This window comes from Stenotrophomonas koreensis (genome assembly GCF_001431525.1).
GTDB classification, from domain to species: Bacteria; Pseudomonadota; Gammaproteobacteria; order Xanthomonadales; family Xanthomonadaceae; genus Stenotrophomonas; species Stenotrophomonas koreensis.
Genome location: NZ_LDJH01000013.1, coordinates 67,587 through 88,587, shown reverse-complemented (window position 1 = coordinate 88,587; position 21,001 = coordinate 67,587). Strand labels below are relative to the sequence as shown.

The following is a 21,001-nucleotide window of genomic DNA, read 5'->3' as shown; positions in this document are numbered from 1 at the left end:
GACAAGGGGCGAGCCGTCGCCCCTTGCCCGGGCAGCAATTACGCCACTGACAAGGCATCCAGCAGCGGCGCCACCTGGGCCTCACGCCCCAGCGCCTGCCCTACCTGCTGCAATGCCCGGGCCATCGCCGGGGCATCGTCGGTACGGAAATTGGCATGCCCGACCTTGCGCCCGGCACGCGGTTGCTTGCCGTAGTCATGCCAGAAGCCCGCAGCCTGGGCCAGCACCGGCGCCGCCTCGGGCATCTGCCCCAGCCAATTGAGCATGCAGGCCACACCCAGCACAGCGGTATCGCCAAGCGGCAGCCCCAGGCCGGCGCGCAGATGATTGGCAAACTGGCTGGTCTGCGCACCATCACCGGTCCAGTGGCCGGAGTTGTGCACCCGCGGCGCCATCTCGTTGACCAGCAGCGCACCGTCGCAATGGAACAGCTCCAGCGCAAACACGCCGACGTAATCCAGATGTTCGGCCACCGCACGCGCATGCGCCACTGCGCGCTCCTGCACCGCCGCGGGCAGGCCACATGGCGCCAGCGAGGCCGACAGCACGCCATCGACATGCCAGTTGCGGGTCACCGGCCAGGCCACGAACTGGCCGGCAGCATTGCGTGCAGCCACCACGCTGAGCTCGCAGTCAAAATCCACGAAGCCTTCCAGGATCAAGCCGACGGCATCCACCTGCGCCCCGAGGGCCTGCCAGGCAGCGCCAATGTCAGCCTGGCTCCGGATGCGGAACTGGCCCTTGCCGTCATAGCCCAGACGCCGCGTCTTCAGGATGCAGGGCATGCCGAACTCGGCGACCCTGGCCTGCAGCGTGGCCAGTGAGTCGATGTCGGCAAATGCCGGCAAGGCGATACCGAGGGCCTGGAACAGCCGCTTTTCACTGAGCCGGTCCTGGGCCACGGCCAAGGCACCGGCATTGGGAAACACCGGCCGCAGTGCCGACAACGCCGCCACGCTGGCGGCCGGCACATTTTCAAAGTCGAAGGTGATCACATCCACGCTGCCAGCGAAGGCCTGCAGCGCCGCCAGGTCATCAAACTGCCCGTTCACCAGCGGCGCCAGCTGGCCGGCACAAGCCTCCGGCGATGGGTCGTAGATGCGGAAGCGCAGCCCCAGCGGCGCACCGGCCAGGATCATCATGCGGGCCAGCTGCCCGCCACCGAGAATGCCGACGGTTTTCATAGGCGGGGGTCGTCGTTTTCCATCACCAGCGCCGTCTGCGCGCTACGGAAATCAGCCAGCGCCTGCGCGATCGCCGGGTGGTCATGCGCAAGCAGGGCGGCGGCAAACAGGCCGGCATTGGCCGCACCGGCCTGGCCGATGGCAAAGGTGGCCACCGGCACGCCGGCGGGCATCTGCACGATCGACAACAGCGAATCCATGCCGTTCAAGGCCTTGGACTGCACCGGCACGCCGAGCACCGGCACGGCGGTCTTGGCCGCGATCATGCCCGGCAGATGGGCCGCGCCGCCGGCACCGGCAATGATCGCGCGCAGGCCGCGCGCCTGTGCCTGTTCGGAATAGCTGAACAGCACATCCGGGGTGCGGTGGGCCGAAACCACCTTCACTTCGTAGGCGACGCCGAGGGCATCGAGCTTGGCGGCGGCATGCTGCATGGTTTCCCAGTCCGAACGGGAACCCATGACCAGGCCGACCAGGGGTGCGGGGGTGTTGGTGCTCATTGTTGGCCGTGTGCTGCAGTAAAGACGTATTCTAGCCGTCTTCCACGCAAGACTTGACTGTAATGGACCGCAAACTGCTCGACCTGCTCGTATCTCCCGACACCCGCCAGCCGCTGGCGCTGCTGGACAGCGCCGGTCTGCAGGCGCTCAATGCCGCCATCAGCGCCGGCAGCATCCAACGCGCCGATGGCAGCACGCTGGACAAGCCTCTGCGCGAAGCACTGATCACCGCCGACCGCGCGCACATCTACCGGGTAGAAGACGGCATCCCGGTGTTGCTGCCGGAAGAAGCGATTGCCTGTGCCAGCATCGCCGGCCTGGCCAAGGCCTGAGCCAGCTGCGGGACGGTGTGCGCGCAACCACCACACCGTTCAGGCCGCACCGCCTCTGCCTGCCTGCGGAGACACATCATGATGCGCCCACTGTTCCTGCTTGCCACCCTGCTTGCCGGCACCAGTACCACCGCCAGCGCGCAGGACATTGTCCCCGCCCAGGCCACGACCGAGCTGGACCCGTGCCAGCTGCCGCTGCCCCACGGCACGGCACCACAGGCCCAGGCACTGGTACGCAGCGCCTGCAATGAACACCGGCTGTGGCACAGCCCGTTCATCGACCGCCAGGGCCGGCTCGCCCGCCTGCCGGTCACCGAGGCCGAAAACGGGATGCTCGCCGATGATGGCCTGCGCGCCTGGCAGCGCGTAGCCGCGTATTGGCTGGGCAGCAATACCCTGCACAGGACCTCGGCCCATCCCGGCAGCAGCGCCTGCCTGTCGACCTCCTCCGCCAGTCCGGCCACTACCGTCGACAGCGCACTGTGCCGCAGCTTTGTGCTCGATACCCCCTGGTCAGCCGCCTTCATCAGCTGGTTGATGATGCAGGCCGGTGTGTACGACTTCCCCGCCTCGGCGGCACATCTTGATTACATCGCAGCCAGCCATCAGCAACGTGGCCCGTACCGGCTGAGCGACCCCTACCAGACCCGCATCCGCCCCGGCGACCTGCTGTGCCACCTGCGTGGGCGCAGCGACGACCTGGATTACCAGGGTCTGCTCACTGCCTTGTCTGCCGGCCAGACAGGCGGCTGGCAGTCACACTGCGACCTGGTCGTTGCCAGCAACCCGGGCGGCAACCGTACCAGCTACACCATCGGCGGCAATGTACTCAACGCCGTGACCATGCGTCTGCTTGCGGTCAATGAGCGCGGCGCACTGGTCACCCCGGCAGCTGGCAGCCCGCAGGACTGCGCGGTGCAGCAACCGCAACTGTGCAGCCTGAATCCGCCACGCTGGATCGCCCTGCTGCAACTGCGCGGCCCCGACCCAGCCCCACTAGCCGCTACCACTGACACCCCGTAAAGTGCGCCGATGCCCAGCCTGATTCTGCTCATGATCGCCGGCGCTGCCGGTTATGCGTTCTGGAACGCCTCCCGCGCTGCGGCCGAAGCGGCCAGCCACCACAGTCGCAAGGCGTGCCAGGATGCCCAGGTGCAGTGGCTGGACCAGTCGGTGCATGCCATCGGCATCGTCCCCTGCCGCCTGCCCAACGGCTGGCTCGGGTTTCAACGCACCTACCGGTTCGAATACTCGCGCGACGGCTCGGACCGGCATGCCGGGCGTATCGTGCTGCGCGGCGAGCAACTGGTCCAGCTCACCGGGCCGACCCGGGTGCAGCCTGCGGTCGTCTTCCAGGCCAGCCTGCCACCGCAACCACTGGATGGACCCAGGGACAAATGAGAACGGCCGGTAGAACCGGCCGTTGGATTATTTGACCACCCGCAGGAAGGGGCGCTTGCCGGGGCCACCCGGCGCTGGCGGCTCGTCATCACCGTCATCACTGCGCGCCACGCTCGGCACCGCCGCCAGTTGCGGCCCACCAGCGGGGACCAGCTGCGGATCATCAATCACGATGTCATCTTCGGCCGCTTCGGCACTGCCGGGAAGATCATCCGGCAAGGCCATGCCCTGGCCATTTTCGCGCGCATACACCGCCAGCACCGCCGCGATCGGCACCCGTACCGGCTGGCTGACGCCACCAAACCGCGCACTGAAACTGACCTCGTGGTTGTCCATGTGCAACTGGGCAACGGCGCGCTCGGCAATGTTCAGGATAACCCGCCCGTCGTGCACGGCACTGGGAGGAACCATGACCCCGCTCACCGAGGCATCCACCAGCAGGTGCGGAGTCATGTCGTTATCGTTGATCCATTCCACCAGCGCACGCAGCAGGTAGGGACGGTGACTGGTCATGCTGAAAGTACTTTGGCTCATGGCTGGCAGTGTAACGCAGCCCTGCCAGCGACAAGCAGGCCTCAGGCCGGCAAATCACGCAGCTTGCGTTCGGCATCGGTCAGGCTGCGCACGAAGGCCGGATGACGGAACATCCGGTTGACGTAATCCTCCAGCGGCTTGCCGTCCTTGGGCAGGGCCACACCCAGCGACTGCAGACGCCACAGGATCGGCACCAGCGCGCAGTCGGCCAGGCTGATTTCCGGATTGAGGAAGAACTTGGCGACCTTGAACAGCGGCACCGACTGGGCCACCAGCTCGCGCAGCCGCTTGCGTGCAGCCTCGGCCTGGGATTTGCTGCCATGGGTTGCGACATGGATCTGCGGCACCCAGTCCTGCTCAAGCCGCACCAGCGCCAGACGCAGACGCGCACGCCCGAGCGGATCGATCGGCATCAACGGCGGGTGCGGGTAGCGCTCATCCAGATATTCCCCCACCACGCCGGGCGAATACAGCACCAGCTCGCGCTCGACCAGCGTCGGCAGGCTCTGGTAGGGATTCAGGTCCAGCAGATCCTCCGGCGGATTGGCCGGATCGACCAGGACCAGATCGTATGCCACACCCTTGGCTGCAAGCACCATGCGCACACGGTGGCTGGTCACATCGTCGGTCGAGGAGAACAAGGTCAAGGTATTACGCATCAAGGTACCTGTGCCCGCTATGGGCGTCATGGGCAACCGGGGTTGCCGGAAGGTGGGGGCTCGGGGAGGCACACCGCTCAGTGCACGTCCTTCCAGTACTCGCGCTTGAGCATCCAGGCCAACAAGGTAAACACCACCAGGAACAAAATCACCCAGATACCCAGCGTCTGCCGTTTCAGCGCGGCAGGTTCTGCAGCATAGGCCAGAAAGTTGGTGATATCGCGAGCGGCCTGCTTGAACTGCGCCGGCTCCATCGCACCGGGCGCTGCCAGCTGCACACCGACCACCTGTGGGTTGCCGGACTGGTCCGGCTGCGGCGCGTACACCGGGCGCTGCAGACCCTGCAGCTCCCACAAGGCATTGGGCATGGCCACATCCGGGAACAGCTGGTTGTTCCAGCCCAGGACCGCCTGCTCATCCTGGTAGAACGAGAGCAGGTAGGTATACAACCAGTCGTTGCCACGTACGCGCGCCACCAGGCTCAGGTCCGGCGGCAGTTTGCCGAACCACTTCTCGGCGGCGGGCGGCATCGGCGTGGTGATGTGCTCGCCGAAAGCGGCGCCGCTGAAGTTCAGGCTGGACTGCATCTGCTCCTCGCTCAGGCCCAGATCTTCAGCCATGCGCGAATAACGCAGGTACTTCAGCGAATGACAGCCGGCGCAGTAGTTGGTGAACAGCTGCGCCCCCCGCTGCAGCGAGGCTTGATCACCCAGATCATTGCCGGCCGACTGCAGCGCACCGCCGCCAGCGGCATGGCTCCAGGCCGAGGCCAGCAACATCGCGCCAGCGGCCAGCAGAGACAGGAAACGGCGATTAGTCATGGAGGGTCACCCTTTCCGGAACCGGCTTGGTCTTGTCCAGCCGCGTCCATATCGGCATCGTGATGAAGAAGGCAAAGTACAGCAGGGTCAGCACCCGCCCGACCCAGGTTTCCCAGGCCGCCGTACCCGGGCCCGAACCGATGATCCCCAGCCAGACAAAGCACACCACCAGCATCGCCAGCATCAGCCGGCTGAGCAGGCCGCGGTAGCGGATCGACTTGACCCTGGCCTTGTCCAGCCACGGCACCAGGAACAGGATCGCGATCGCGGCAAACATCACGATCACCCCGCCCAGCTTGTCCGGCACCACGCGCAGCATCGCGTAGTACGGGGTGTAGTACCACACCGGCTTGATGTGCGGCGGGGTCACCAGCCGGTTGGCCTCGGTGAAGTTGTCATGCTCCAGGAACAGGCCACCAAAGCCCGGGGCAAAGAAGATGATGAAGGCGGCGATGATCAGCAGGCAGCCAACACCGAACAGGTCCTTGACCGTGTAGTACGGGTGGAAGGGAATGCTGTCGGCCGGCGCGGTGGCCGACCAGCGGTTGCCCTTGGGGCCATGCTTGACATCGACCCCGTCCGGATTGTTGGAGCCGACCTCGTGCAGCGCGGCCAGGTGCAGCACCACCAGCAACAGCAGCACCAGCGGCAGCGCAATCACATGCAGGGCGAAGAAGCGGTTGATCGTGGCATCGCCGGGCAGGTAATCACCCATGATCCACTCGGTCAGGCCATTGCCGATCACCGGGATGGCACCAAACAGCGAGATGATCACCTTGGCGCCCCAGAACGACATCTGCCCCCACGGCAGCACATAGCCCATGAAGGCCTCGGCCATCAGCACCAGGTAGATCAGCATGCCCAGGATCCACACCAGCTCACGCGGCTTCTGGTAGGAGCCGTACATCAGCCCGCGGAACATGTGCAGGTAGACCACGATGAAGAACAGCGAGGCCCCGGTGGAATGCATGTAGCGGATCAGCCAGCCCCACTCCACATCGCGCATGATGTATTCCACCGAGGCAAAGGCCTCGGCCGCGCTGGGCTTGTAGTGCATGGTCAGGAAGATGCCGGTCACAATCTGGTTGACCAGCACCAACAGCGCCAGCGAGCCGAAGTAGTACCAGAGGTTGAAGTTCTTCGGCGCGTAATAACCGGTGAGATGCTTGTGCAGCGTTGGCCCCAGGCCCGGGGCGCGCTCATTGACCCAGTGCTGGACGCCGCCAACGGCGCGCGTGATCGGATTGCGCATGCTCACACCCCTCCCTGCGGATCAACACCAATGACGATGGTGTTGTCATCGGCGTAATGATGCGGCGGTACCACCAGGTTGGTCGGCGCCGGCACGTCCTGGAACACCCGCCCGGCCATGTCGAAACGCGACTTGTGGCAGGGGCAGAAATAGCCGCCTTTCCACTGCGCGTCATACGGCTCGGGACGGATCTCGGCGACCATTTCCGGCGCACAGCCCAGGTGGGTGCACAGGCCGACCAGCACCGAAATCTCCGGTTTGATCGAGCGCAACTGGCGGTTTTCGGCCAGCACATAATCCGGCTGCTGCTCGGCATTTTCCGAGTCCGGATCACGCAGGCGCCCGTCCAGGCCCGGCAGCGCGGCCAGAATGGCCTGCGAGCGCTTGACGATCCAGATCGGCTGACCACGCCATTCCAGGATCATCCGCTGACCTTCCTGCAGGGCACTGATGTCAGCCACCACCGGTGCACCGGCCAGCTTGGCACGGGTACTGGGGCTCCATGACTTGATGAAAGGTACTGCGACAAACCCGGCACCGACCGCCCCGACAACAGCCGTGGTGGCGGTGAGAAACTTTCGACGACCGGCGTTGACTGGATCGTTTACCCCATCGTTGGCCATGCGGCACTCCGATTTTGATTAGGTAGCGTAAGTGGCTGCCGGCAAAAGGTGGGGGCCTTTCGCCCTTGAATCCGTTGGGAGTGTAGCGGAATGCTTAACGGACACACAACGCAGATGGATCCTGCATTGCAGCACGCCTTTATTGACTGACAACCCCCTCGCTGCGATAACGCTCGGCAAGCTGCGCCACCCGCACCACATAGTTCTGGGTTTCACGGTAAGGCGGCACCCCGCCATGACGGTCAACCGCGCCCTCGCCGGCGTTGTAACCGGCCGCAGCCAGGGTCAGGTTGCCATTGAAGCGCCGCAGCAACCAGGACAGGTACTGCACACCGCCGCGGATGTTCTGGCTGGCATCAAAACTGTCGGAGACGCCAAAACGGCGCGCCGTCGCCGGCATCAGCTGCATCAACCCCTGGGCGCCGGCATGGCTGACCGCAGTCGGATTGAAGGCCGATTCGGCATGGATCACCGCACGCACCACGGCCTCTTCCACCCCGAACTGGCGTGCTGCCGCGGCGATCTCATCGCGGTAGGCATTGGTATTGAGGCGAACCGAACCAAAGTTGACCCTGCTGTTGCTGCCACAGGCAAAACACCGCTCGATATAGGTGTAGGCAATCGTGCGTACCGGCCCCTGGCTGCCGGCCGGGCGCTGGCTGGAGTAGTGACGCACCCCGTCCTTCATGTAGCTGTAGACCTGCCCACTGACCGAGCGCCCGGCACGGCCACCCGTGGCCACGGCCGGGGATGGGCTGGCTGCCGCAGTGGCAGCGACCTGCGCCGGACGGGCAGTGGCTGCCGCTGCAACAGTGGTAGCGGCAGCAGTGGGCGGCGGTGACGCCACCGCCGGGGCAATGGCCGGCCGCGAGGCCTGCGGACGGTAGCGGCTGACCACCTCGCAACGCGCAGCAGCGACCCGTTTGCTGACATACGCGGGCACACCGTCATTGCCGACGCATTTGTACAGCGTACCGGCCCACGCCGGCGCGCAGCCGAGCATGGCCAGAAACACTGCAATGGTCCCCAGACTCCCCTTCATGCGGGCAAGTCTGTCCCAGCCGGCCCGCGCTGCCAAGCCCCGGACTGTCGATCCAGGCTGGCTGGCATACAATATGTGACTGACCGCCGCAGTTTGCGCGCGCCCCTCCACCCGTCTGGAATAACCGCCAGGCCCGGGAAGCACGACATCATCATGACCCGCGAAACCACCGATACCGCCCCCACCCTGCTGCCCCTGCCTGGCCAGCGCCAGCCGATTGCCGGCGGTGCCCGCGGCAAGCTCTACATCAAGACCCACGGTTGCCAGATGAACGAGTACGACTCGGCCAAGATGGCCGACGTACTTGCCGCATCCGAAGGCCTGGAGCTGACCGACAACCCGGAAGAAGCCGATGTGGTGCTGGTCAACACCTGCTCGATCCGCGAAAAAGCCCAGGAAAAGGTGTTCAGCCAGCTCGGCCGCTGGAAGGAGCTGAAGAAGGACGGCCGTGACGTGATCATCGGTGTCGGTGGCTGCGTGGCCTCCCAGGAGGGCGAGGCGATCATCAAGCGCGCCCCGTACGTGGACCTGGTGTTCGGCCCACAGACCCTGCATCGCCTTCCCGAACTGATCGCCGCCCGCCGCGCCGAGAAGAAGCCGCAGGTGGACATCTCCTTCCCGGAGATCGAGAAGTTCGACAGGCTGCCCGAGCCGCGCGCCGAGGGCCCGAGCGCCTTCGTCTCGATCATGGAAGGGTGCTCGAAGTACTGCAGCTTCTGCGTGGTGCCTTACACCCGTGGCACCGAGGTCAGCCGTCCGTTCGAGGACGTGCTGGTCGAGTGCGCCCAGCTCGCCGCCCAGGGCGTGCGCGAGATCAACCTGCTCGGCCAGAACGTCAATGCCTACCGCGGCCCGTATGGCGACGGAGAGTTTGCCGACCTGGGCCTGCTGATCCGCGCCATCGCCGAGATCGACGGTGTCGGCCGCATCCGTTTCACCACTTCCCACCCGCTGGAGTTCTCCGACTCGCTGGTGGATGCCTACCGTGACGTCCCAAAGCTGGCCAACTTCCTGCACCTGCCGGTGCAGGCCGGCAGCGACCGCATCCTGTCGGCAATGAAGCGCGGCTACACCGCGCTGGAGTTCAAGTCCCGGATCCGCAAGCTGCGCGCGGTGCGCCCGGACATTTCGATTTCCTCGGACTTCATCGTCGGCTTCCCCGGCGAGACCGAGGCCGATTTCGAAAAGACCATGAAGCTGATTCAGGACGTGGGCTTTGACCAGAGTTTCTCCTTCATCTACTCGCGCCGCCCGGGCACCCCGGCCGCCGACCTGGCAGATGATGTCAGCGATGCCGAAAAGCATGCACGCCTGAGCCGGCTGCAGGCGGCGATCAATGCCAATGCGGCGAAGATTTCCGAAGCCATGGTCGGCAGCGTGCAGACCGTGCTGGTCGAAGGCCCCTCGCGCAAGGATCCCAACGAGCTGACCGGCAAGACCGAGAACATGCGCTCGGTCAACTTCCCGGCCCCGGCGCGGTTGATCGGCCAGTTTGTCGATGTGCAGATCACCCACGCGCTGAGCAACTCGCTGCGCGGCCGGGTTGTCGGCCTGGACTGACGCAACGGCCAGGGTCGCGATCCATCGCCGCTGGGCACCTGCCTGCACAGCTGCCCTGCGGCCTGCCCTTGCCCGGGTGCAACGGACAATGGCGACAGGCCCGGAGGCGGCAATGGATCACAGCATTGGCACTTTTTTCACCCGGCAACCACAAGCCCTTACGGCGAGCGGGCCAAACATGCTTATCCACAGGGTTTACCACCGAGAAGTCCACAGCCCCGGTGGATAACTCCTGGCCGGCCCCACTGGCTCTTCCGAGCCTGGCGGCCTACCTTTGCCCCTTGTCATTTCGTGATTGGCCGGCTGGTCCGGCGGAGTCCCCATGTCCCAGAACCATCGCCAAGACTTCACCCTGGAGCCGCTGGACAACGAACGTCTGGCCAGCCTGTGCGGCCCGTTCGATGCCCATCTGCGCCAGATCGAAGGCGCGCTCGGGGTGGAAATTGCCAACCGCGCCAATATTTTCCACATCAGCGGCGCCAAGCCCGCCGTGATGGCGGCAAGCCGGCTGATCCAGTCCCTGTACGAGGAGGCGGCCGAGGTGAGCCTGGACAGCGCCCAGATCGCGCTGCGCCTGAGCCAGGCCAATGTCGAGCAGGTCGCCCAGCGCAGCTATGCCGCCCAGGACGTGGCCATCCGGGTCAAGCGCGGCACCGTGCGTGGCCGCGGTGCCAACCAGGCCCGCTACCTGCACCAGATCGCCACCCACGACATCAACTTCGGCATCGGCCCGGCCGGTACCGGCAAGACCTTTCTGGCCGTGGCCATGGCGGTGGACGCGCTCAACGAATCGCGCGTGCAGCGGCTGATCCTGGTCCGCCCGGCGGTGGAGGCCGGCGAGAAGCTCGGCTTCCTGCCCGGTGACCTGACCCAGAAGGTCGACCCGTACCTGCGCCCGCTGTACGACGCCCTGTACGAGATGCTCGGGGTGGAGAAGGTCGCCAAGCTGCTGGAGAAGAACGTCATCGAGATCGCACCGCTGGCCTACATGCGCGGGCGCACCCTCAATGACGCCTTCGTGATCCTGGACGAGGCGCAGAACACCACCATCGAGCAGATGAAGATGTTCCTGACCCGGCTGGGCTTCGGCTCCACCGCCGTGGTCACCGGCGACCTGACCCAGACCGACCTGCCCAAGCACGTGCGCTCGGGCCTGCGCGATGCCATCGAGGTGCTGCGCGAGGTCGAGGGCGTGAGCTTCACCTTCTTTGAATCGCGCGACGTGGTGCGTCACCCACTGGTGGCCCGCATCGTCAACGCCTACGAACGCCGCGAGCAGCAGGGCACCGCCGCTGCTGAATAGGCCTACACTGCCGGTTACCGTCGCCGTCAGGAACCGCCATGTCACGCCCCGTCCTGTTGTTGCTGCCGCTGTACCTGCTGCTGTCCACCGCCAGCCTGCCGGCCGCCGCCGAACAGGCCGGCAACACCGCCGATGAGCGGCCTTACATTGAAACCAGCTACCTGCAGGCACCGCGTCAGGCCGGCGGTTTCAGCCTGCAGGCAAGCAGCTACGACCCGGCGAACAAATACGCCGGGGCCGGCTTCCGCTACACCAGCGATGACCATCCGGGCCTGCGTATCGACCTGTATGTGTACCCTGCCGGGCGCATGACCCCGGCCGAGGCGCTGCAGGTCGGGATGCGCGACCTGCGTGCCAGCATGGCCCATGCCAAGGCCCAGGGCTCCTACAGCCAGTTGCGTGAGCTGGGCGAAGCGACGTTCGCCCTGCCCGCCGGGCCTACAGCCGGCACCGCCCCGGCCAACGATTTCGACGCCCGGGTGATTGCCACCATTGCCGCCATCGAGCAGGTGGAGGGCCGCAAGCTGCAACTGCAGCTGAGCCTGCCGCCGCGCGAGCTGCCGATGCACTCCAATGCCTACCTGTTCTACAAGCAGCTGTACTGGCTCAAGCTGCGCGCCTCCGCCGCACAGCAGGACATCGACCAGGACCGCTTCAACGCCCTGGCTGACCGTGCCGCGCGCGAACTGGTGCCGGCACTGCAGGTGGCCCATGTCGGCAGCTGCGCCAGTGCGCAGATCAACGTTCCGGCCGATGCGCCCGACGAGGAAGCCGCACTGGAGCTGGTGCGGCAGATCACCGTCCACCAGTCCCTCAACTGCCACCAGGACGCGGGCAAGGCGGTCAGCGCGCAACAGCGCCTGGACCACGACATTGTCGAAATCGCCTTCAGCGCGCAGGACTGGAAGTCGCAGTAAGCGCGCCTGCGGGCGATACTGTGCGCTTTCGTATTGCGCCAGTGCTGGAACCAACATGACCAAGGGCCCCGTCCATCTTGATGTCGCCGTCAGCTACGCCCTGCCCCGTGCCGGCCTGCCGGCAGCGGCCAGTTTCCGCAAATGGGTGAAGGCAGCAGTGGATGGCGCCGGCCGCCGCTTCGATTCGGAAGTGGCCATCCGTCTGGTCGATACCGCCGAAGGCCAGGCGATGAACCTGCAGTATCGCGGCAAGGACTACGCCACCAACGTGCTGTCCTTTCCGGCCGAGATGCCCGAAGGGCTGCCGGAGGACTTCGACTTCCCGCAGCTGGGTGACCTGGTGATCTGCGCGCCGGTGGTCGCGCGCGAAGCGGCAGAACAGGGCAAGGCGCTGGGCGATCACTACGCCCATCTCACTATCCACGGCGTGCTGCACCTGCTCGGCTTTGACCATATCGAGGATGAGGAAGCCGAAGAAATGGAAGCGCTGGAGCGGCAGATCCTGGCCAGCCTGGGTATCGCCGACCCATACGCAGGCGAGCGCTGAGCCGGCACGAACTGGCACACTGCCTGCCCTGTGCCCGCTGTTGATCACGCCATCGATGTCCATCACCCGCTTACGACGTCCCACCCTGCACGCCACGGCAATCGGCGGCCTGCTGCTGTCAGCCATCGCCCACGGCCAGCCTGCCAGCCCCGGCAGCCCACCACACCCTGACCTGTCGGCCCTGGTTCAATGCCAGGCCAGCGTCGAACAGTTCGCCGGCCTGACCGGCGCGGTCGATGAGCCGCTGCAGGCCGTGGCCCTGGGCTGGGCCCCACGGCCGCGGACCAACCCGTTCATGGCCGAGTACCGGCTCAACACGCCGGTACAGGCCTACGGCCGGCACAGCGACTGGCTGGCCATTTCCGGCGGCACGGTGATGCTGGTGCTGGAGCAGGTCAGCCCGCAGGCACTGGCCGCGGAGCTGGCACTGGAAGTGGTGGTCGATGAAAACGGCAAGTTCATGGCCGGCCGCGAACTGGTCAGCCGCGACTGGATCGACCCGGACAACGGCCAGGTACTGATCGAATCGGCCGTGATCGGGGTATCGACGGTGGCCAGCCATGTCGGCAAAACCCTGCTGGGCTGCACCTATTCGCTGGACCTGCCGGAAGAGCAGCCCGATTCCGACCCTGCCCCCAGCGAGGATTGAGCCACCGCCACCAGGGCGGCAAAGCCCGCGCGATTGCTCTCGCACCGGCCGCAGCTGCCCTGTTAGACTCGCCCTACCGCCCGCCATGCGTGGGCACCGCACTGCCAAGAGATGTCAGAAGACGACAGTAGTGGCTCGCATGGCGAGCCTGAAAAGAAACGTAGCTGGCTTGAGCGTCTGAGCTCGGCCTTTTCCGGCGAACCGCACACCCGCGATGACCTGCTCGCCGTGCTGCAGACCGCCCAGACCGACGGGCTGATTGCCGCCGACACGCTGAAGATGATGGAAGGCGCGATCAATGTCGCCGACCTGACCGTGGGTGATGTGATGATCCCGCGCTCGCAGATGGTGTCACTGCCGCTGGAATCGGGCTTTCTGGACCTGATGAAGCAGGTGGTCGAATCCGGCCACTCACGCTTCCCGGTACACGGCGAAAACCGCGACGAAGTCCTCGGCGTGCTGCTGGCCAAGGACCTGCTGCGCGGCGTGGTCGCCGACAACGGCCCGGCCAACATCCGCGAGCTGCTGCGCCCGGCGGTCCTGATCCCCGAATCCAAGCGCCTGAACGTGCTGCTCAAGGAATTCCGCCTCTCGCGCAACCACATGGCCATCGTGGTCGATGAGTACGGCGGGGTTGCCGGCCTGGTCACCATCGAGGACGTGCTGGAGCAGATCGTCGGCGAGATCGATGACGAGCATGACGAGGCCGAAGACCACTCCACCCAGATCGCGATCCAGGCCGATGGTCAGTTCGTGGTCGATGCGCTGACCGCGATCGAGGATTTCAACGAACGCTTCGGTGCCGATTTCTCCGACGAGGATTACGACACCATCGGCGGCCTGGTGGTGGAAGCCTTCGGCCACCTGCCCGAGACCGGCGATGAGCTGAGCCTGGACCGCTTCCTGTTCCGGGTGGCCAAGGCCGATGCGCGCCGCGTGCAGGCCTTCCATGTCACCGTGCTGCCGCCGGTGAACCCGGAGGCGGATTGAGCACCTGCGTGCGCCGCTTCGCCTGGCTGCTGGCCGGGGCCGTGCTGGCCCTGGCCAGCATCATTTTCAGCCCTGTCCAGGCGGCCGGCCTGGCCGCTGAGCGGACTGCCGAAGCAGCCCCCGCCCAGCCCGCCCCGCGCATCGGCGTGGTCACCATGGCCCCGGGCGAGATCTTTTTCGAGCGCTTCGGCCACGATGCCATCGTCGTCGCCGAACCCGGGCTGGAACCGGTGTCCTACAACTTCGGCTTCTTTGATCCGTCCGAGCCGGACTTTGTCGGCAATTTTGCCCGCGGCAGGATGATGTACTGGCTGGTGGCGCTGCCACTGGCCGAGGACCTGCGCCAGTACCAGCAGGCCGGACGCGGCGCCACCCTGCAATGGCTGGACCTGCCGCCGGACCAGGCACGCTCCTTGGCCGAGGCGCTGGCCACACGGGCCAACTCGCCTGAGGCCCGTTACCGTTACGACTACTACCAGGCCAACTGCGCCACGATGGTGCGCGATGCGCTGGACCAGGCCATGGGCGGCCACCTGCAGGCACAGCTGGCCGGCCGCTCGGCCGGCAATACCTGGCGCAGCGAATCGATCCGGCTGGCAAGGCCCTCGCCGTGGATGTGGCTGGGCTTTGACCTGGCACTGGGCCCGGCCGCCGACCGGCCGCTCTCGCGCTGGGAAGAGGCCTTCGTGCCGATGCGGCTGGCTGACAGCCTGCGCCTGGCCAGCAACAGCGAAGGCCGCGCCCTGGTGGCCGAGGAGATTGAACTGCTGCCACACCGGCTGCCGCCCGAACCGGCCGAACGGCCACGCCAGTTGTGGCCCTGGCTGCTGTTCGGGCTGGGGCTGGCCGGCGCGCTGTGGCTGAGCCAGCGGCGCCACCGCCTGCAGGCCCTGCTGGCGGCCGGGTTCTGGACCAGCAGCGGCCTGCTCGGCACGCTGTTGACCCTGCTCTGGCTGGCCACCGAGCACACCGCCGGCTGGACCAACCACAACCTGCTGCTGTGCTCGCCACTGGCGCTGGGCCTGCTGCCTGCCGCCCGTCGCTGGTGGCAGGGCCGGCAACCGGCCAGCGGATTTTTCTGGCTGTCGCTGCTGTTGCTGGCTGGCAGCCTGTTCGCCCTGCTGCTGTATGGGCTGCAGGTCCGTGGCCAGGCGCATCTGGGCTGGATCGTGCTGCTCACCCCGGCCCATGCGGTACTGGCCTGGCAACTGCGCCGGCGCCCGGGCCAGGCAGGTGCACGGTGAACCCGACACTGCCGCACGGGGTGAAAAGCTGCACCCATTACCGGCCGGATGGCAGCCGCCAGGCCATCGCCCTGGACCAGGTCAAGGCGCAGCTCAACAACGATGAGGGCTTTGTCTGGATCGGCCTGTACGAACCGGACATGGCCGCATTGCAGCAGATGCAGGCCCTGTTCAACCTGCATCCGCTGGCCATTGAGGATGCGGCCAAGGCCCACCAGCGGCCCAAGGTGGAAAGCTTTGACGATGTGCTGTTCGTGGTGGTGCACACCACCCAGCAGATCGAACAGAAACTGCGCTATGGCGAGACCCATCTGTTTTTGGGCAAGCGCTTCTTGATCACCATCCGCCACGCTGCCTCGCTGTCGTACGAGCCGGTGCGCGAGCGCCTGGAACTGGAACCTGGCCTGTTGCGGCTGGGGCCCTCGGTGTGCTTGTACGCGGTGCTCGATGCGGTGGTGGACAACTACCTGCCGATCACCGACCAGCTGACACAGAGCCTGGATGCGCTGGAAAAGGACATCTTTGCCGACCGCTACAAGCGCAGCACGATCCGCCGGCTGTACGAGCTCAAGCGCGAGGTCAACCTGATGCGGATGGCGGTCAGCCCGCTGCAGGATGTGCTGGGGCAGCTGCGGCGCAGCCCCGGCGAGCTGGTTGCCGACGAGGTCCGGCCCTACCTGCGCGACGTGCATGACCATGTTGCGCGGGTGGCCGATGCCATCGATACCCTGCGCGACATGATCAGCACCGCGCTGAGCGTGAACCTGTCCATCGTCACCCTGTCCCAGGGCGAGACGGTCAAACGGCTGGGTGCGTGGGCGGCGCTGCTGGCCGCCCCGACCCTGATCACCAGCTGGTACGGGATGAACTTCACCCGGATGCCCGAGCTGGACAGCCCATATGCCTATCCGCTGCTGGGCGCAGCAGTGCTGCTGGTGTGCGTCGGGCTGTACCGCCTGTTCAAGCGGGCCGACTGGCTGTAAACCGGATCAGGCCAGGTAGACGGTCTTGCTGTTGACCAGCTCCAGCAGGCCGGCACGGCCCAGTTCCCGGCCGAAGCCGGAGCGCTTGCAACCACCAAACGGCAGCCGCGGATCCGAACGTACCGGCGCATTGACGAAGGCTGCCCCGCACTGCAGGGCAGCCGTCACGGCCTCGGCAGCCTGCACATCGGCGCCCCACACACTGCCACCCAGCCCGTAATCGGTGTCATTGGCCACCGCGATGGCCGTGGCGACATCCGGCACCCGGATCACCGCCGCCACCGGCCCGAACAACTCCTCGGCATAGGCGGGCATGCCCGCGGCCACATGATCCAGCACCGTGGCCGGATAGCCGGCATGGGTCTGCACCAGCGGTGCACCACCGATCAGCACCTGTGCCCCGGCAGCCACCGACTGGCGCACCTGCCTGTCCAGTTCGTCACGCAGGTCGGCCCGGGCCATCGGCGCCAACGAGGTCTGCGCATCGGCCGGATCGCCATACACACGCTGTCCGGCCGCGTGCACCAGGCCACGCACGAAGGCATCGGCCACTTCGGGCAGCACGATGAAGCGCTTGGCCGCGATGCAGGTCTGCCCGGCATTGTCAAAACGCGAGGCCGCTGCCGCCGCCACCGCCGCCTCCAGGTCGGCATCGGCCAGCACGATGAAGGCATCGCTGCCGCCCAGCTCCAGCACGCACTTCTTCAGGTGCCTGCCGGCATTGGCAGCTACCGCGCTGCCGGCCCGCTCACTGCCCGTCAGGCTGACCGCACGGATCCGTCGATCGGCCACCACCGTGGCGGTCTGTTCGTTGTCGATATGCAGCACCCCGAACACCCCGTCCGGCAGCCCGGCGCCGGCCAGCAACCGGGCAATGGCATCGGCGCAGCGCGGCACGTTGGCCGCATGCTTGAGCAGGGCCACATTGCCGGCCATCAGCGCCGGGGCGAGGAAACGGAACACCTGCCAGAACGGGAAATTCCACGGCATCACCGCCAGCACGCAGCCCAGCGGCTCATGCCGCACATAGCTGCGGCGGGCCTCGGTGGCGATCGGCTCATCGGCCAGCATCGCCTGGGCGTGGTCGGCGTAGTACTCGCAGACGCTGGCGCATTTGTTGACCTCGGCCACGCCTTCGCGCTGCAGCTTGCCCATTTCCGCCCGCATCAGTGCCGCCAGTTCCGGTGCCTGCGCGCGCAGGGCCTGCGCCGCCCGGCGCAACACGCCGACGCGCTGCTCCCAGGGCGTAATGGACCAGCCGGCAAACGCGGCGGTCGCACTGGCGATGCGCTGCTCGAGCTGTGCCGCGTCATCCAGACGCTGCTGATGTTCCACCTGCCCGGTGTAGGGGTTGGGCGTGGCGTTCATTGTCTGCAGGCTCCCGTTAGTCGATGCCGGCCATTGTAGGCCGGCAGGCCGAAACGGCTGCAGCAGACGGCTCAGCCGTTGTCCTTCAACGCCTGCTGCACTTCACGCGCGCGGCGTTTTTCACTGCGTGCCATCAGCCACCAGCCGATCACCGCGATCAGCGACACCGCCAGCACCATGATCGTGGCCAGCGCGTTGATCTTCGGGCTGACCCCCAGGCGCACCGAGGCGAAGATCTTGATCGGCAAGGTGGTCGAGCTCGGCCCGGACAGGAAGCTGGCAATCACCACGTCATCCAGCGACAGGGTGAAGGCAAGCAGCCAGCCAGCGACCAGCGCCGGGGCGATGATCGGCAGGGTGATCTGGAAGAAGGTCTTGATCCGGTTGGCGCCCAGGTCCATCGCCGCCTCTTCCAGCGAACGGTCCAGTTCCTGCAGCCGCGAGGACACCACCACGGTGACGTAGGCCAGGGTGAAGGTGACATGCGCGATCCAGATCGCCACCAGGCCCTTGGACGGCAGCCCGAACAGCCCGCCCATCGAGACCAGCAGCAGCAGCGTGGACAGGCCCAGGATCACCTCGGGCATCACCAGCGGTGCGGTAACCAGCGCGCCAAAGCCGGTGCGGCCGCGGAAACGGCCAAAGCGCACCATCGCCAGCGCGGCCATCGTGCCCAGCACCACCGCCGCACTGGCGGTCCAGAAGGCCACCTTCAGGCTGATCCAGGCCGCCTGCAGCAACTGGCGGTCACGCAGCAGCTCGCCATACCACTTGGTCGAAAAACCGGTCCACACCGTGGCCAGGCGCGATTCGTTGAACGAATACACCATCAGCAACAGGATCGGCAGGTAGAGGAAGGCAAAGCCGGCGGCCAGTACCGCCCAGCCCAGCCAGGGACGCTTGCCGGGCATGCTCATGTCAGCTTGCCCTCCATTTCCTTCTGCTGGAAGCGGTTGAACACCAGGATCGGCACCAGCAGGATCAGCAGCATGATGATGGCCACCGCCGAGGCCATCGGCCAGTCGCGGTTGTTGAAGAACTCGCCCCACAGCACCCGGCCGATCATCAGCGTATCCGGGCCACCGAGCATTTCCGGGATCACGAACTCACCGATGGCCGGAATCATCACCAGCATGCAGCCGGCGATGATGCCCGCCTTGGACAATGGCAGGGTGATGCGCACGAAGGCCTGCCACGGCTTGGCGCCGAGGTCGTAGGCGGCCTCGAGCAGCCGGCGGTCATGCTTGACCAGGTTGGCGTACAGCGGCAGCACCATGAACGGCAGGTAGCAATAGACCAGGCCGATATAGGCGGCGGTCGGGGTGTAGAGAATGCGCAGCGGGCTGTCGATGATGCCGATGGCCATCAGCGTGCGGTTGAGGATGCCGTGGGTGTCCAGGATGCCGATCCAGGCATACACCCGGATCAGGAACGAGGTCCACGACGGCAGCACCACCAGCATCATCAGCACGCTGCGGGTGGCCGGCTGCATGCCGGCGATGACATAGGCCATCGGGTAGCCGATCAGCAACGTCAGCACGGTGGCGATCAGCGCGACCTTGATCGAGCTCAGGTAGGCCAGCATGTACTGGCTGTCACCCAGCAGTGCCAGGTAGTTGCCCAGGTTCAGGGTGATCTGCAGCGCGCGCTCGCTGTAGCCGACCACATCGGTGTACGGCGGCATCGCGCTGGCCGCGCTGGAAAAGCTGATCCGCGCCACGATCAGGAACGGCACCGCGAAAAACAGCAGCAGCCACAGGTACGGCAACGCGGTTACCAGCTTGCGCACGTCCGGCCATGCCGGCTTGAACCGGGTCAGCGCACTCATGACACCAGCACCACGCCGTCGTTGTCGCGCCAGGACACCCAGACCTCATCCTTCCAGGTGATGCCATCGCTGTCCCAGCGCTTCATGTTGGCGAAGTTGGCCATGATCCTGGCCCCGGACGGCAGGCGCACGTGGTAGACCGAGTGGCTGCCGAAATAGGCAATGTCCTCGACCACCCCGCGCGCCTTGTTGTAAGGGCCTTCCGGCTCTTCCTTGGCGATATGGACCTTTTCCGGGCGCAGCGCAAAGGACACCGGCTGGCCTTCATAGCAGGTGATGCCGTGGCCGATGTAGACCGGGGCCGGGAAATCCGGGGTGCGCACGGTGACGTACTCGGGCAGGTCCTCGTCGATGACGCCATCGATCAGGTTGACCGAGCCGATGAAGCTGGCCACGAAACGGTTGGCCGGCTGCTCGTAGATGTCCGAGGGGATGCCGACCTGCTGGATCCAGCCCTGGTCCATCACCGCCATGCGGTGGGCCATGGTCATCGCCTCTTCCTGGTCATGGGTGACCATCACGCAGGTCACGCCCAGCTGCTCGATGATGTCCACCAGCTCCAGCTGCATGCGCGAGCGCAGCTTCTTGTCCAGCGCGCCCATCGGCTCGTCCAGCAGCAGCAGTTTCGGGCTCTTGGCCAGCGAACGGGCCAGCGCCACGCGCTGCTGCTGGCCACCGGAAAGTTGGTGCGGCTTGCGCTTGCCCAGATGACCCAGCTGTACCAGCGCCAGCATCTCGGCCACCCGCGCGGCGATGGCGTCCTTGGCCATGCCGTCCTGCTTCAGGCCGAAGGCGATGTTCTGCTCCACGCTCATGTGCGGAAACAGTGCATAGGACTGGAACATCATGTTGACCGGGCGCTCGTACGGCGGCAGGCCGTTGAGCAGCTGGCCATCGAGGCGGATTTCACCGGCGCTGGGGGTTTCAAACCCGGCCAGGCAACGCAACAGCGTCGATTTGCCACTGCCCGAGCCACCGAGCAGGGCAAAGATCTCGCCCTTGCCGATGTCCAGCGAGACATTGTCCACGGCGACGAAGCCGTCGTATTCCTTGCGCACGCCCACCAGCGAGAGATAACCGTTGCCAGTGGCAGTGGCGCCGGGTACATGCTCGATCACGGGTTGTGTTGCGGCCATGGCCATCCCTCAAAGGAAAAGGCGGAACGCACGTCCGCCTGCATGGATCGGCGCAGCGGCGTGCGCCAATCAAATCTCGTGGTGACGGCAGGGCCGGCGCCAAGGCCAACCCTGCCGGTGTGTGGCCG

General features: G+C 66.1%; 23 protein-coding genes. 11 read left to right on the top strand and 12 right to left on the bottom strand.

The window, feature by feature from the left end; genetic code table 11:
* Window positions 1-38 precede the first annotated feature (38 nt).
* On the bottom strand, window positions 39-1,184 hold the full coding sequence (locus ABB25_RS08510) for a 5-(carboxyamino)imidazole ribonucleotide synthase (RefSeq protein WP_057665863.1): 1,146 nt from the start codon (window positions 1,182-1,184) through the stop codon (window positions 39-41).
* On the bottom strand, window positions 1,181-1,684 hold the full coding sequence (gene purE, locus ABB25_RS08505) for a 5-(carboxyamino)imidazole ribonucleotide mutase (RefSeq protein ID WP_057665861.1): 504 nt from the start codon (window positions 1,682-1,684) through the stop codon (window positions 1,181-1,183). Before purE ends, ABB25_RS08510 begins: the two co-directional genes overlap by 4 nt.
* Window positions 1,685-1,746: 62 nt before the next feature.
* On the opposite strand from purE, the gene ABB25_RS08500 reads away from it, so the two are divergent.
* From ABB25_RS08500 to ABB25_RS08490, 3 genes are all read left to right on the top strand, one after another.
* A complete protein-coding gene (locus ABB25_RS08500; protein WP_057665859.1) occupies window positions 1,747-2,016 on the top strand; it encodes a Trm112 family protein in 270 nt (89 codons plus the stop codon).
* Window positions 2,017-2,094: 78 nt separating this feature from the next.
* On the top strand, window positions 2,095-3,039 hold the full coding sequence (locus tag ABB25_RS08495) for a DUF2272 domain-containing protein (RefSeq protein WP_057665857.1): 945 nt from the start codon (window positions 2,095-2,097) through the stop codon (window positions 3,037-3,039).
* Window positions 3,040-3,048: 9 nt separating this feature from the next.
* On the top strand, window positions 3,049-3,417 hold the full coding sequence (locus ABB25_RS08490; RefSeq protein ID WP_057665855.1) for a DUF3301 domain-containing protein: 369 nt from the start codon (window positions 3,049-3,051) through the stop codon (window positions 3,415-3,417).
* Between the two features lie 27 nt (window positions 3,418-3,444).
* Here the strand turns inward: ABB25_RS08490 and ABB25_RS08485 are convergent, their stop codons facing one another.
* The 6 genes from ABB25_RS08485 to ABB25_RS08460 all read right to left on the bottom strand — a co-directional run bounded on the left by ABB25_RS08485 (window position 3,445) and on the right by ABB25_RS08460 (window position 8,348).
* On the bottom strand, window positions 3,445-3,951 hold the full coding sequence (locus ABB25_RS08485; RefSeq protein WP_057665854.1) for a ClpXP protease specificity-enhancing factor: 507 nt from the start codon (window positions 3,949-3,951) through the stop codon (window positions 3,445-3,447).
* 41 nt (window positions 3,952-3,992) lie between these two features.
* The gene (locus tag ABB25_RS08480; protein WP_425477321.1) at window positions 3,993-4,640 is read right to left on the bottom strand and encodes a glutathione S-transferase N-terminal domain-containing protein; all 648 of its coding nucleotides are present in this window, start codon (window positions 4,638-4,640) and stop codon (window positions 3,993-3,995) included.
* Window positions 4,641-4,687: 47 nt separating this feature from the next.
* The gene (locus tag ABB25_RS08475; protein ID WP_057665850.1) at window positions 4,688-5,431 is read right to left on the bottom strand and encodes a cytochrome c1; all 744 of its coding nucleotides are present in this window, start codon (window positions 5,429-5,431) and stop codon (window positions 4,688-4,690) included.
* The gene (locus tag ABB25_RS08470) at window positions 5,424-6,683 is read right to left on the bottom strand and encodes a cytochrome b (RefSeq protein ID WP_057665849.1); all 1,260 of its coding nucleotides are present in this window, start codon (window positions 6,681-6,683) and stop codon (window positions 5,424-5,426) included. Before ABB25_RS08470 ends, ABB25_RS08475 begins: the two co-directional genes overlap by 8 nt.
* A gap of 2 nt (window positions 6,684-6,685) precedes the next feature.
* Window positions 6,686-7,306, bottom strand: coding sequence for a ubiquinol-cytochrome c reductase iron-sulfur subunit (gene petA, locus ABB25_RS08465; protein ID WP_057665847.1), 621 nt, complete (start codon window positions 7,304-7,306; stop codon window positions 6,686-6,688).
* A 139-nt stretch (window positions 7,307-7,445) separates the two neighbouring features.
* Entirely contained in the window at window positions 7,446-8,348 is a 903-nt protein-coding gene (locus ABB25_RS08460) for a lytic transglycosylase domain-containing protein (protein ID WP_057665845.1), read from the bottom strand.
* Window positions 8,349-8,501: 153 nt separating this feature from the next.
* On the opposite strand from ABB25_RS08460, the gene miaB reads away from it, so the two are divergent.
* The 8 genes from miaB to ABB25_RS08420 all read left to right on the top strand — a co-directional run bounded on the left by miaB (window position 8,502) and on the right by ABB25_RS08420 (window position 16,541).
* A complete protein-coding gene (gene miaB / locus ABB25_RS08455; RefSeq protein WP_057665843.1) occupies window positions 8,502-9,908 on the top strand; it encodes a tRNA (N6-isopentenyl adenosine(37)-C2)-methylthiotransferase MiaB in 1,407 nt (468 codons plus the stop codon).
* A 322-nt stretch (window positions 9,909-10,230) separates the two neighbouring features.
* Window positions 10,231-11,211, top strand: a complete 981-nt coding sequence (locus tag ABB25_RS08450) for a PhoH family protein (RefSeq protein WP_057665841.1) — start codon at window positions 10,231-10,233, stop codon at window positions 11,209-11,211.
* A 38-nt stretch (window positions 11,212-11,249) separates the two neighbouring features.
* Window positions 11,250-12,128: a hypothetical protein gene (locus tag ABB25_RS08445; RefSeq protein ID WP_057665839.1), complete on the top strand. Its 879-nt coding sequence runs from the start codon at window positions 11,250-11,252 to the stop codon at window positions 12,126-12,128.
* Window positions 12,129-12,183: 55 nt separating this feature from the next.
* Window positions 12,184-12,675, top strand: a complete 492-nt coding sequence (ybeY, locus tag ABB25_RS08440; protein WP_057665837.1) for an rRNA maturation RNase YbeY — start codon at window positions 12,184-12,186, stop codon at window positions 12,673-12,675.
* 55 nt (window positions 12,676-12,730) lie between these two features.
* Window positions 12,731-13,324, top strand: a complete 594-nt coding sequence (locus tag ABB25_RS08435) for a hypothetical protein (protein WP_083488201.1) — start codon at window positions 12,731-12,733, stop codon at window positions 13,322-13,324.
* Window positions 13,325-13,435: 111 nt separating this feature from the next.
* Entirely contained in the window at window positions 13,436-14,314 is an 879-nt protein-coding gene (locus ABB25_RS08430) for a CorC family transporter (RefSeq protein ID WP_057665835.1), read from the top strand.
* A gap of 8 nt (window positions 14,315-14,322) precedes the next feature.
* Window positions 14,323-15,558, top strand: a complete 1,236-nt coding sequence (locus tag ABB25_RS08425) for a lipoprotein N-acyltransferase Lnb domain-containing protein (RefSeq protein ID WP_425477320.1) — start codon at window positions 14,323-14,325, stop codon at window positions 15,556-15,558.
* Window positions 15,555-16,541, top strand: coding sequence for a magnesium and cobalt transport protein CorA (locus ABB25_RS08420; protein ID WP_057665832.1), 987 nt, complete (start codon window positions 15,555-15,557; stop codon window positions 16,539-16,541). Before ABB25_RS08425 ends, ABB25_RS08420 begins: the two co-directional genes overlap by 4 nt.
* A gap of 6 nt (window positions 16,542-16,547) precedes the next feature.
* On the opposite strand, the gene ABB25_RS08415 is transcribed toward ABB25_RS08420, so the two are convergent.
* The 4 genes from ABB25_RS08415 to ABB25_RS08400 form a co-directional block, all read right to left on the bottom strand.
* Entirely contained in the window at window positions 16,548-17,909 is a 1,362-nt protein-coding gene (locus ABB25_RS08415) for an NAD-dependent succinate-semialdehyde dehydrogenase (RefSeq protein ID WP_057665830.1), read from the bottom strand.
* Between the two features lie 71 nt (window positions 17,910-17,980).
* Complete coding sequence (locus tag ABB25_RS08410; protein WP_152981117.1) at window positions 17,981-18,826, bottom strand: ABC transporter permease subunit; 846 nt, start codon at window positions 18,824-18,826, stop codon at window positions 17,981-17,983.
* Window positions 18,823-19,737, bottom strand: coding sequence for an ABC transporter permease subunit (locus tag ABB25_RS08405; protein ID WP_057665826.1), 915 nt, complete (start codon window positions 19,735-19,737; stop codon window positions 18,823-18,825). Before ABB25_RS08405 ends, ABB25_RS08410 begins: the two co-directional genes overlap by 4 nt.
* The gene (locus tag ABB25_RS08400) at window positions 19,734-20,873 is read right to left on the bottom strand and encodes an ABC transporter ATP-binding protein (RefSeq protein ID WP_152981115.1); all 1,140 of its coding nucleotides are present in this window, start codon (window positions 20,871-20,873) and stop codon (window positions 19,734-19,736) included. The genes ABB25_RS08405 and ABB25_RS08400 overlap by 4 nt, the downstream gene beginning before the upstream one ends.
* Window positions 20,874-21,001: the final 128 nt, after the last annotated feature.

Coding starts and splice junctions, on each gene's coding strand:
- ABB25_RS08510 (WP_057665863.1), bottom strand. CDS start 1,184: ATGAAAACCGTCGGCATTCTCGGTGGCGGGCAGCTGGCCCGCATGATG.
- purE (WP_057665861.1), bottom strand. CDS start 1,684: ATGAGCACCAACACCCCCGCACCCCTGGTCGGCCTGGTCATGGGTTCC.
- ABB25_RS08500 (WP_057665859.1), top strand. CDS start 1,747: ATGGACCGCAAACTGCTCGACCTGCTCGTATCTCCCGACACCCGCCAG.
- ABB25_RS08495 (WP_057665857.1), top strand. CDS start 2,095: ATGATGCGCCCACTGTTCCTGCTTGCCACCCTGCTTGCCGGCACCAGT.
- ABB25_RS08490 (WP_057665855.1), top strand. CDS start 3,049: ATGCCCAGCCTGATTCTGCTCATGATCGCCGGCGCTGCCGGTTATGCG.
- ABB25_RS08485 (WP_057665854.1), bottom strand. CDS start 3,951: ATGAGCCAAAGTACTTTCAGCATGACCAGTCACCGTCCCTACCTGCTG.
- ABB25_RS08480 (WP_425477321.1), bottom strand. CDS start 4,640: ATGACGCCCATAGCGGGCACAGGTACCTTGATGCGTAATACCTTGACC.
- ABB25_RS08475 (WP_057665850.1), bottom strand. CDS start 5,431: ATGACTAATCGCCGTTTCCTGTCTCTGCTGGCCGCTGGCGCGATGTTG.
- ABB25_RS08470 (WP_057665849.1), bottom strand. CDS start 6,683: ATGCGCAATCCGATCACGCGCGCCGTTGGCGGCGTCCAGCACTGGGTC.
- petA (WP_057665847.1), bottom strand. CDS start 7,306: ATGGCCAACGATGGGGTAAACGATCCAGTCAACGCCGGTCGTCGAAAG.
- ABB25_RS08460 (WP_057665845.1), bottom strand. CDS start 8,348: ATGAAGGGGAGTCTGGGGACCATTGCAGTGTTTCTGGCCATGCTCGGC.
- miaB (WP_057665843.1), top strand. CDS start 8,502: ATGACCCGCGAAACCACCGATACCGCCCCCACCCTGCTGCCCCTGCCT.
- ABB25_RS08450 (WP_057665841.1), top strand. CDS start 10,231: ATGTCCCAGAACCATCGCCAAGACTTCACCCTGGAGCCGCTGGACAAC.
- ABB25_RS08445 (WP_057665839.1), top strand. CDS start 11,250: ATGTCACGCCCCGTCCTGTTGTTGCTGCCGCTGTACCTGCTGCTGTCC.
- ybeY (WP_057665837.1), top strand. CDS start 12,184: ATGACCAAGGGCCCCGTCCATCTTGATGTCGCCGTCAGCTACGCCCTG.
- ABB25_RS08435 (WP_083488201.1), top strand. CDS start 12,731: ATGTCCATCACCCGCTTACGACGTCCCACCCTGCACGCCACGGCAATC.
- ABB25_RS08430 (WP_057665835.1), top strand. CDS start 13,436: ATGTCAGAAGACGACAGTAGTGGCTCGCATGGCGAGCCTGAAAAGAAA.
- ABB25_RS08415 (WP_057665830.1), bottom strand. CDS start 17,909: ATGAACGCCACGCCCAACCCCTACACCGGGCAGGTGGAACATCAGCAG.
- ABB25_RS08410 (WP_152981117.1), bottom strand. CDS start 18,826: ATGAGCATGCCCGGCAAGCGTCCCTGGCTGGGCTGGGCGGTACTGGCC.
- ABB25_RS08405 (WP_057665826.1), bottom strand. CDS start 19,737: ATGAGTGCGCTGACCCGGTTCAAGCCGGCATGGCCGGACGTGCGCAAG.
- ABB25_RS08400 (WP_152981115.1), bottom strand. CDS start 20,873: ATGGCCGCAACACAACCCGTGATCGAGCATGTACCCGGCGCCACTGCC.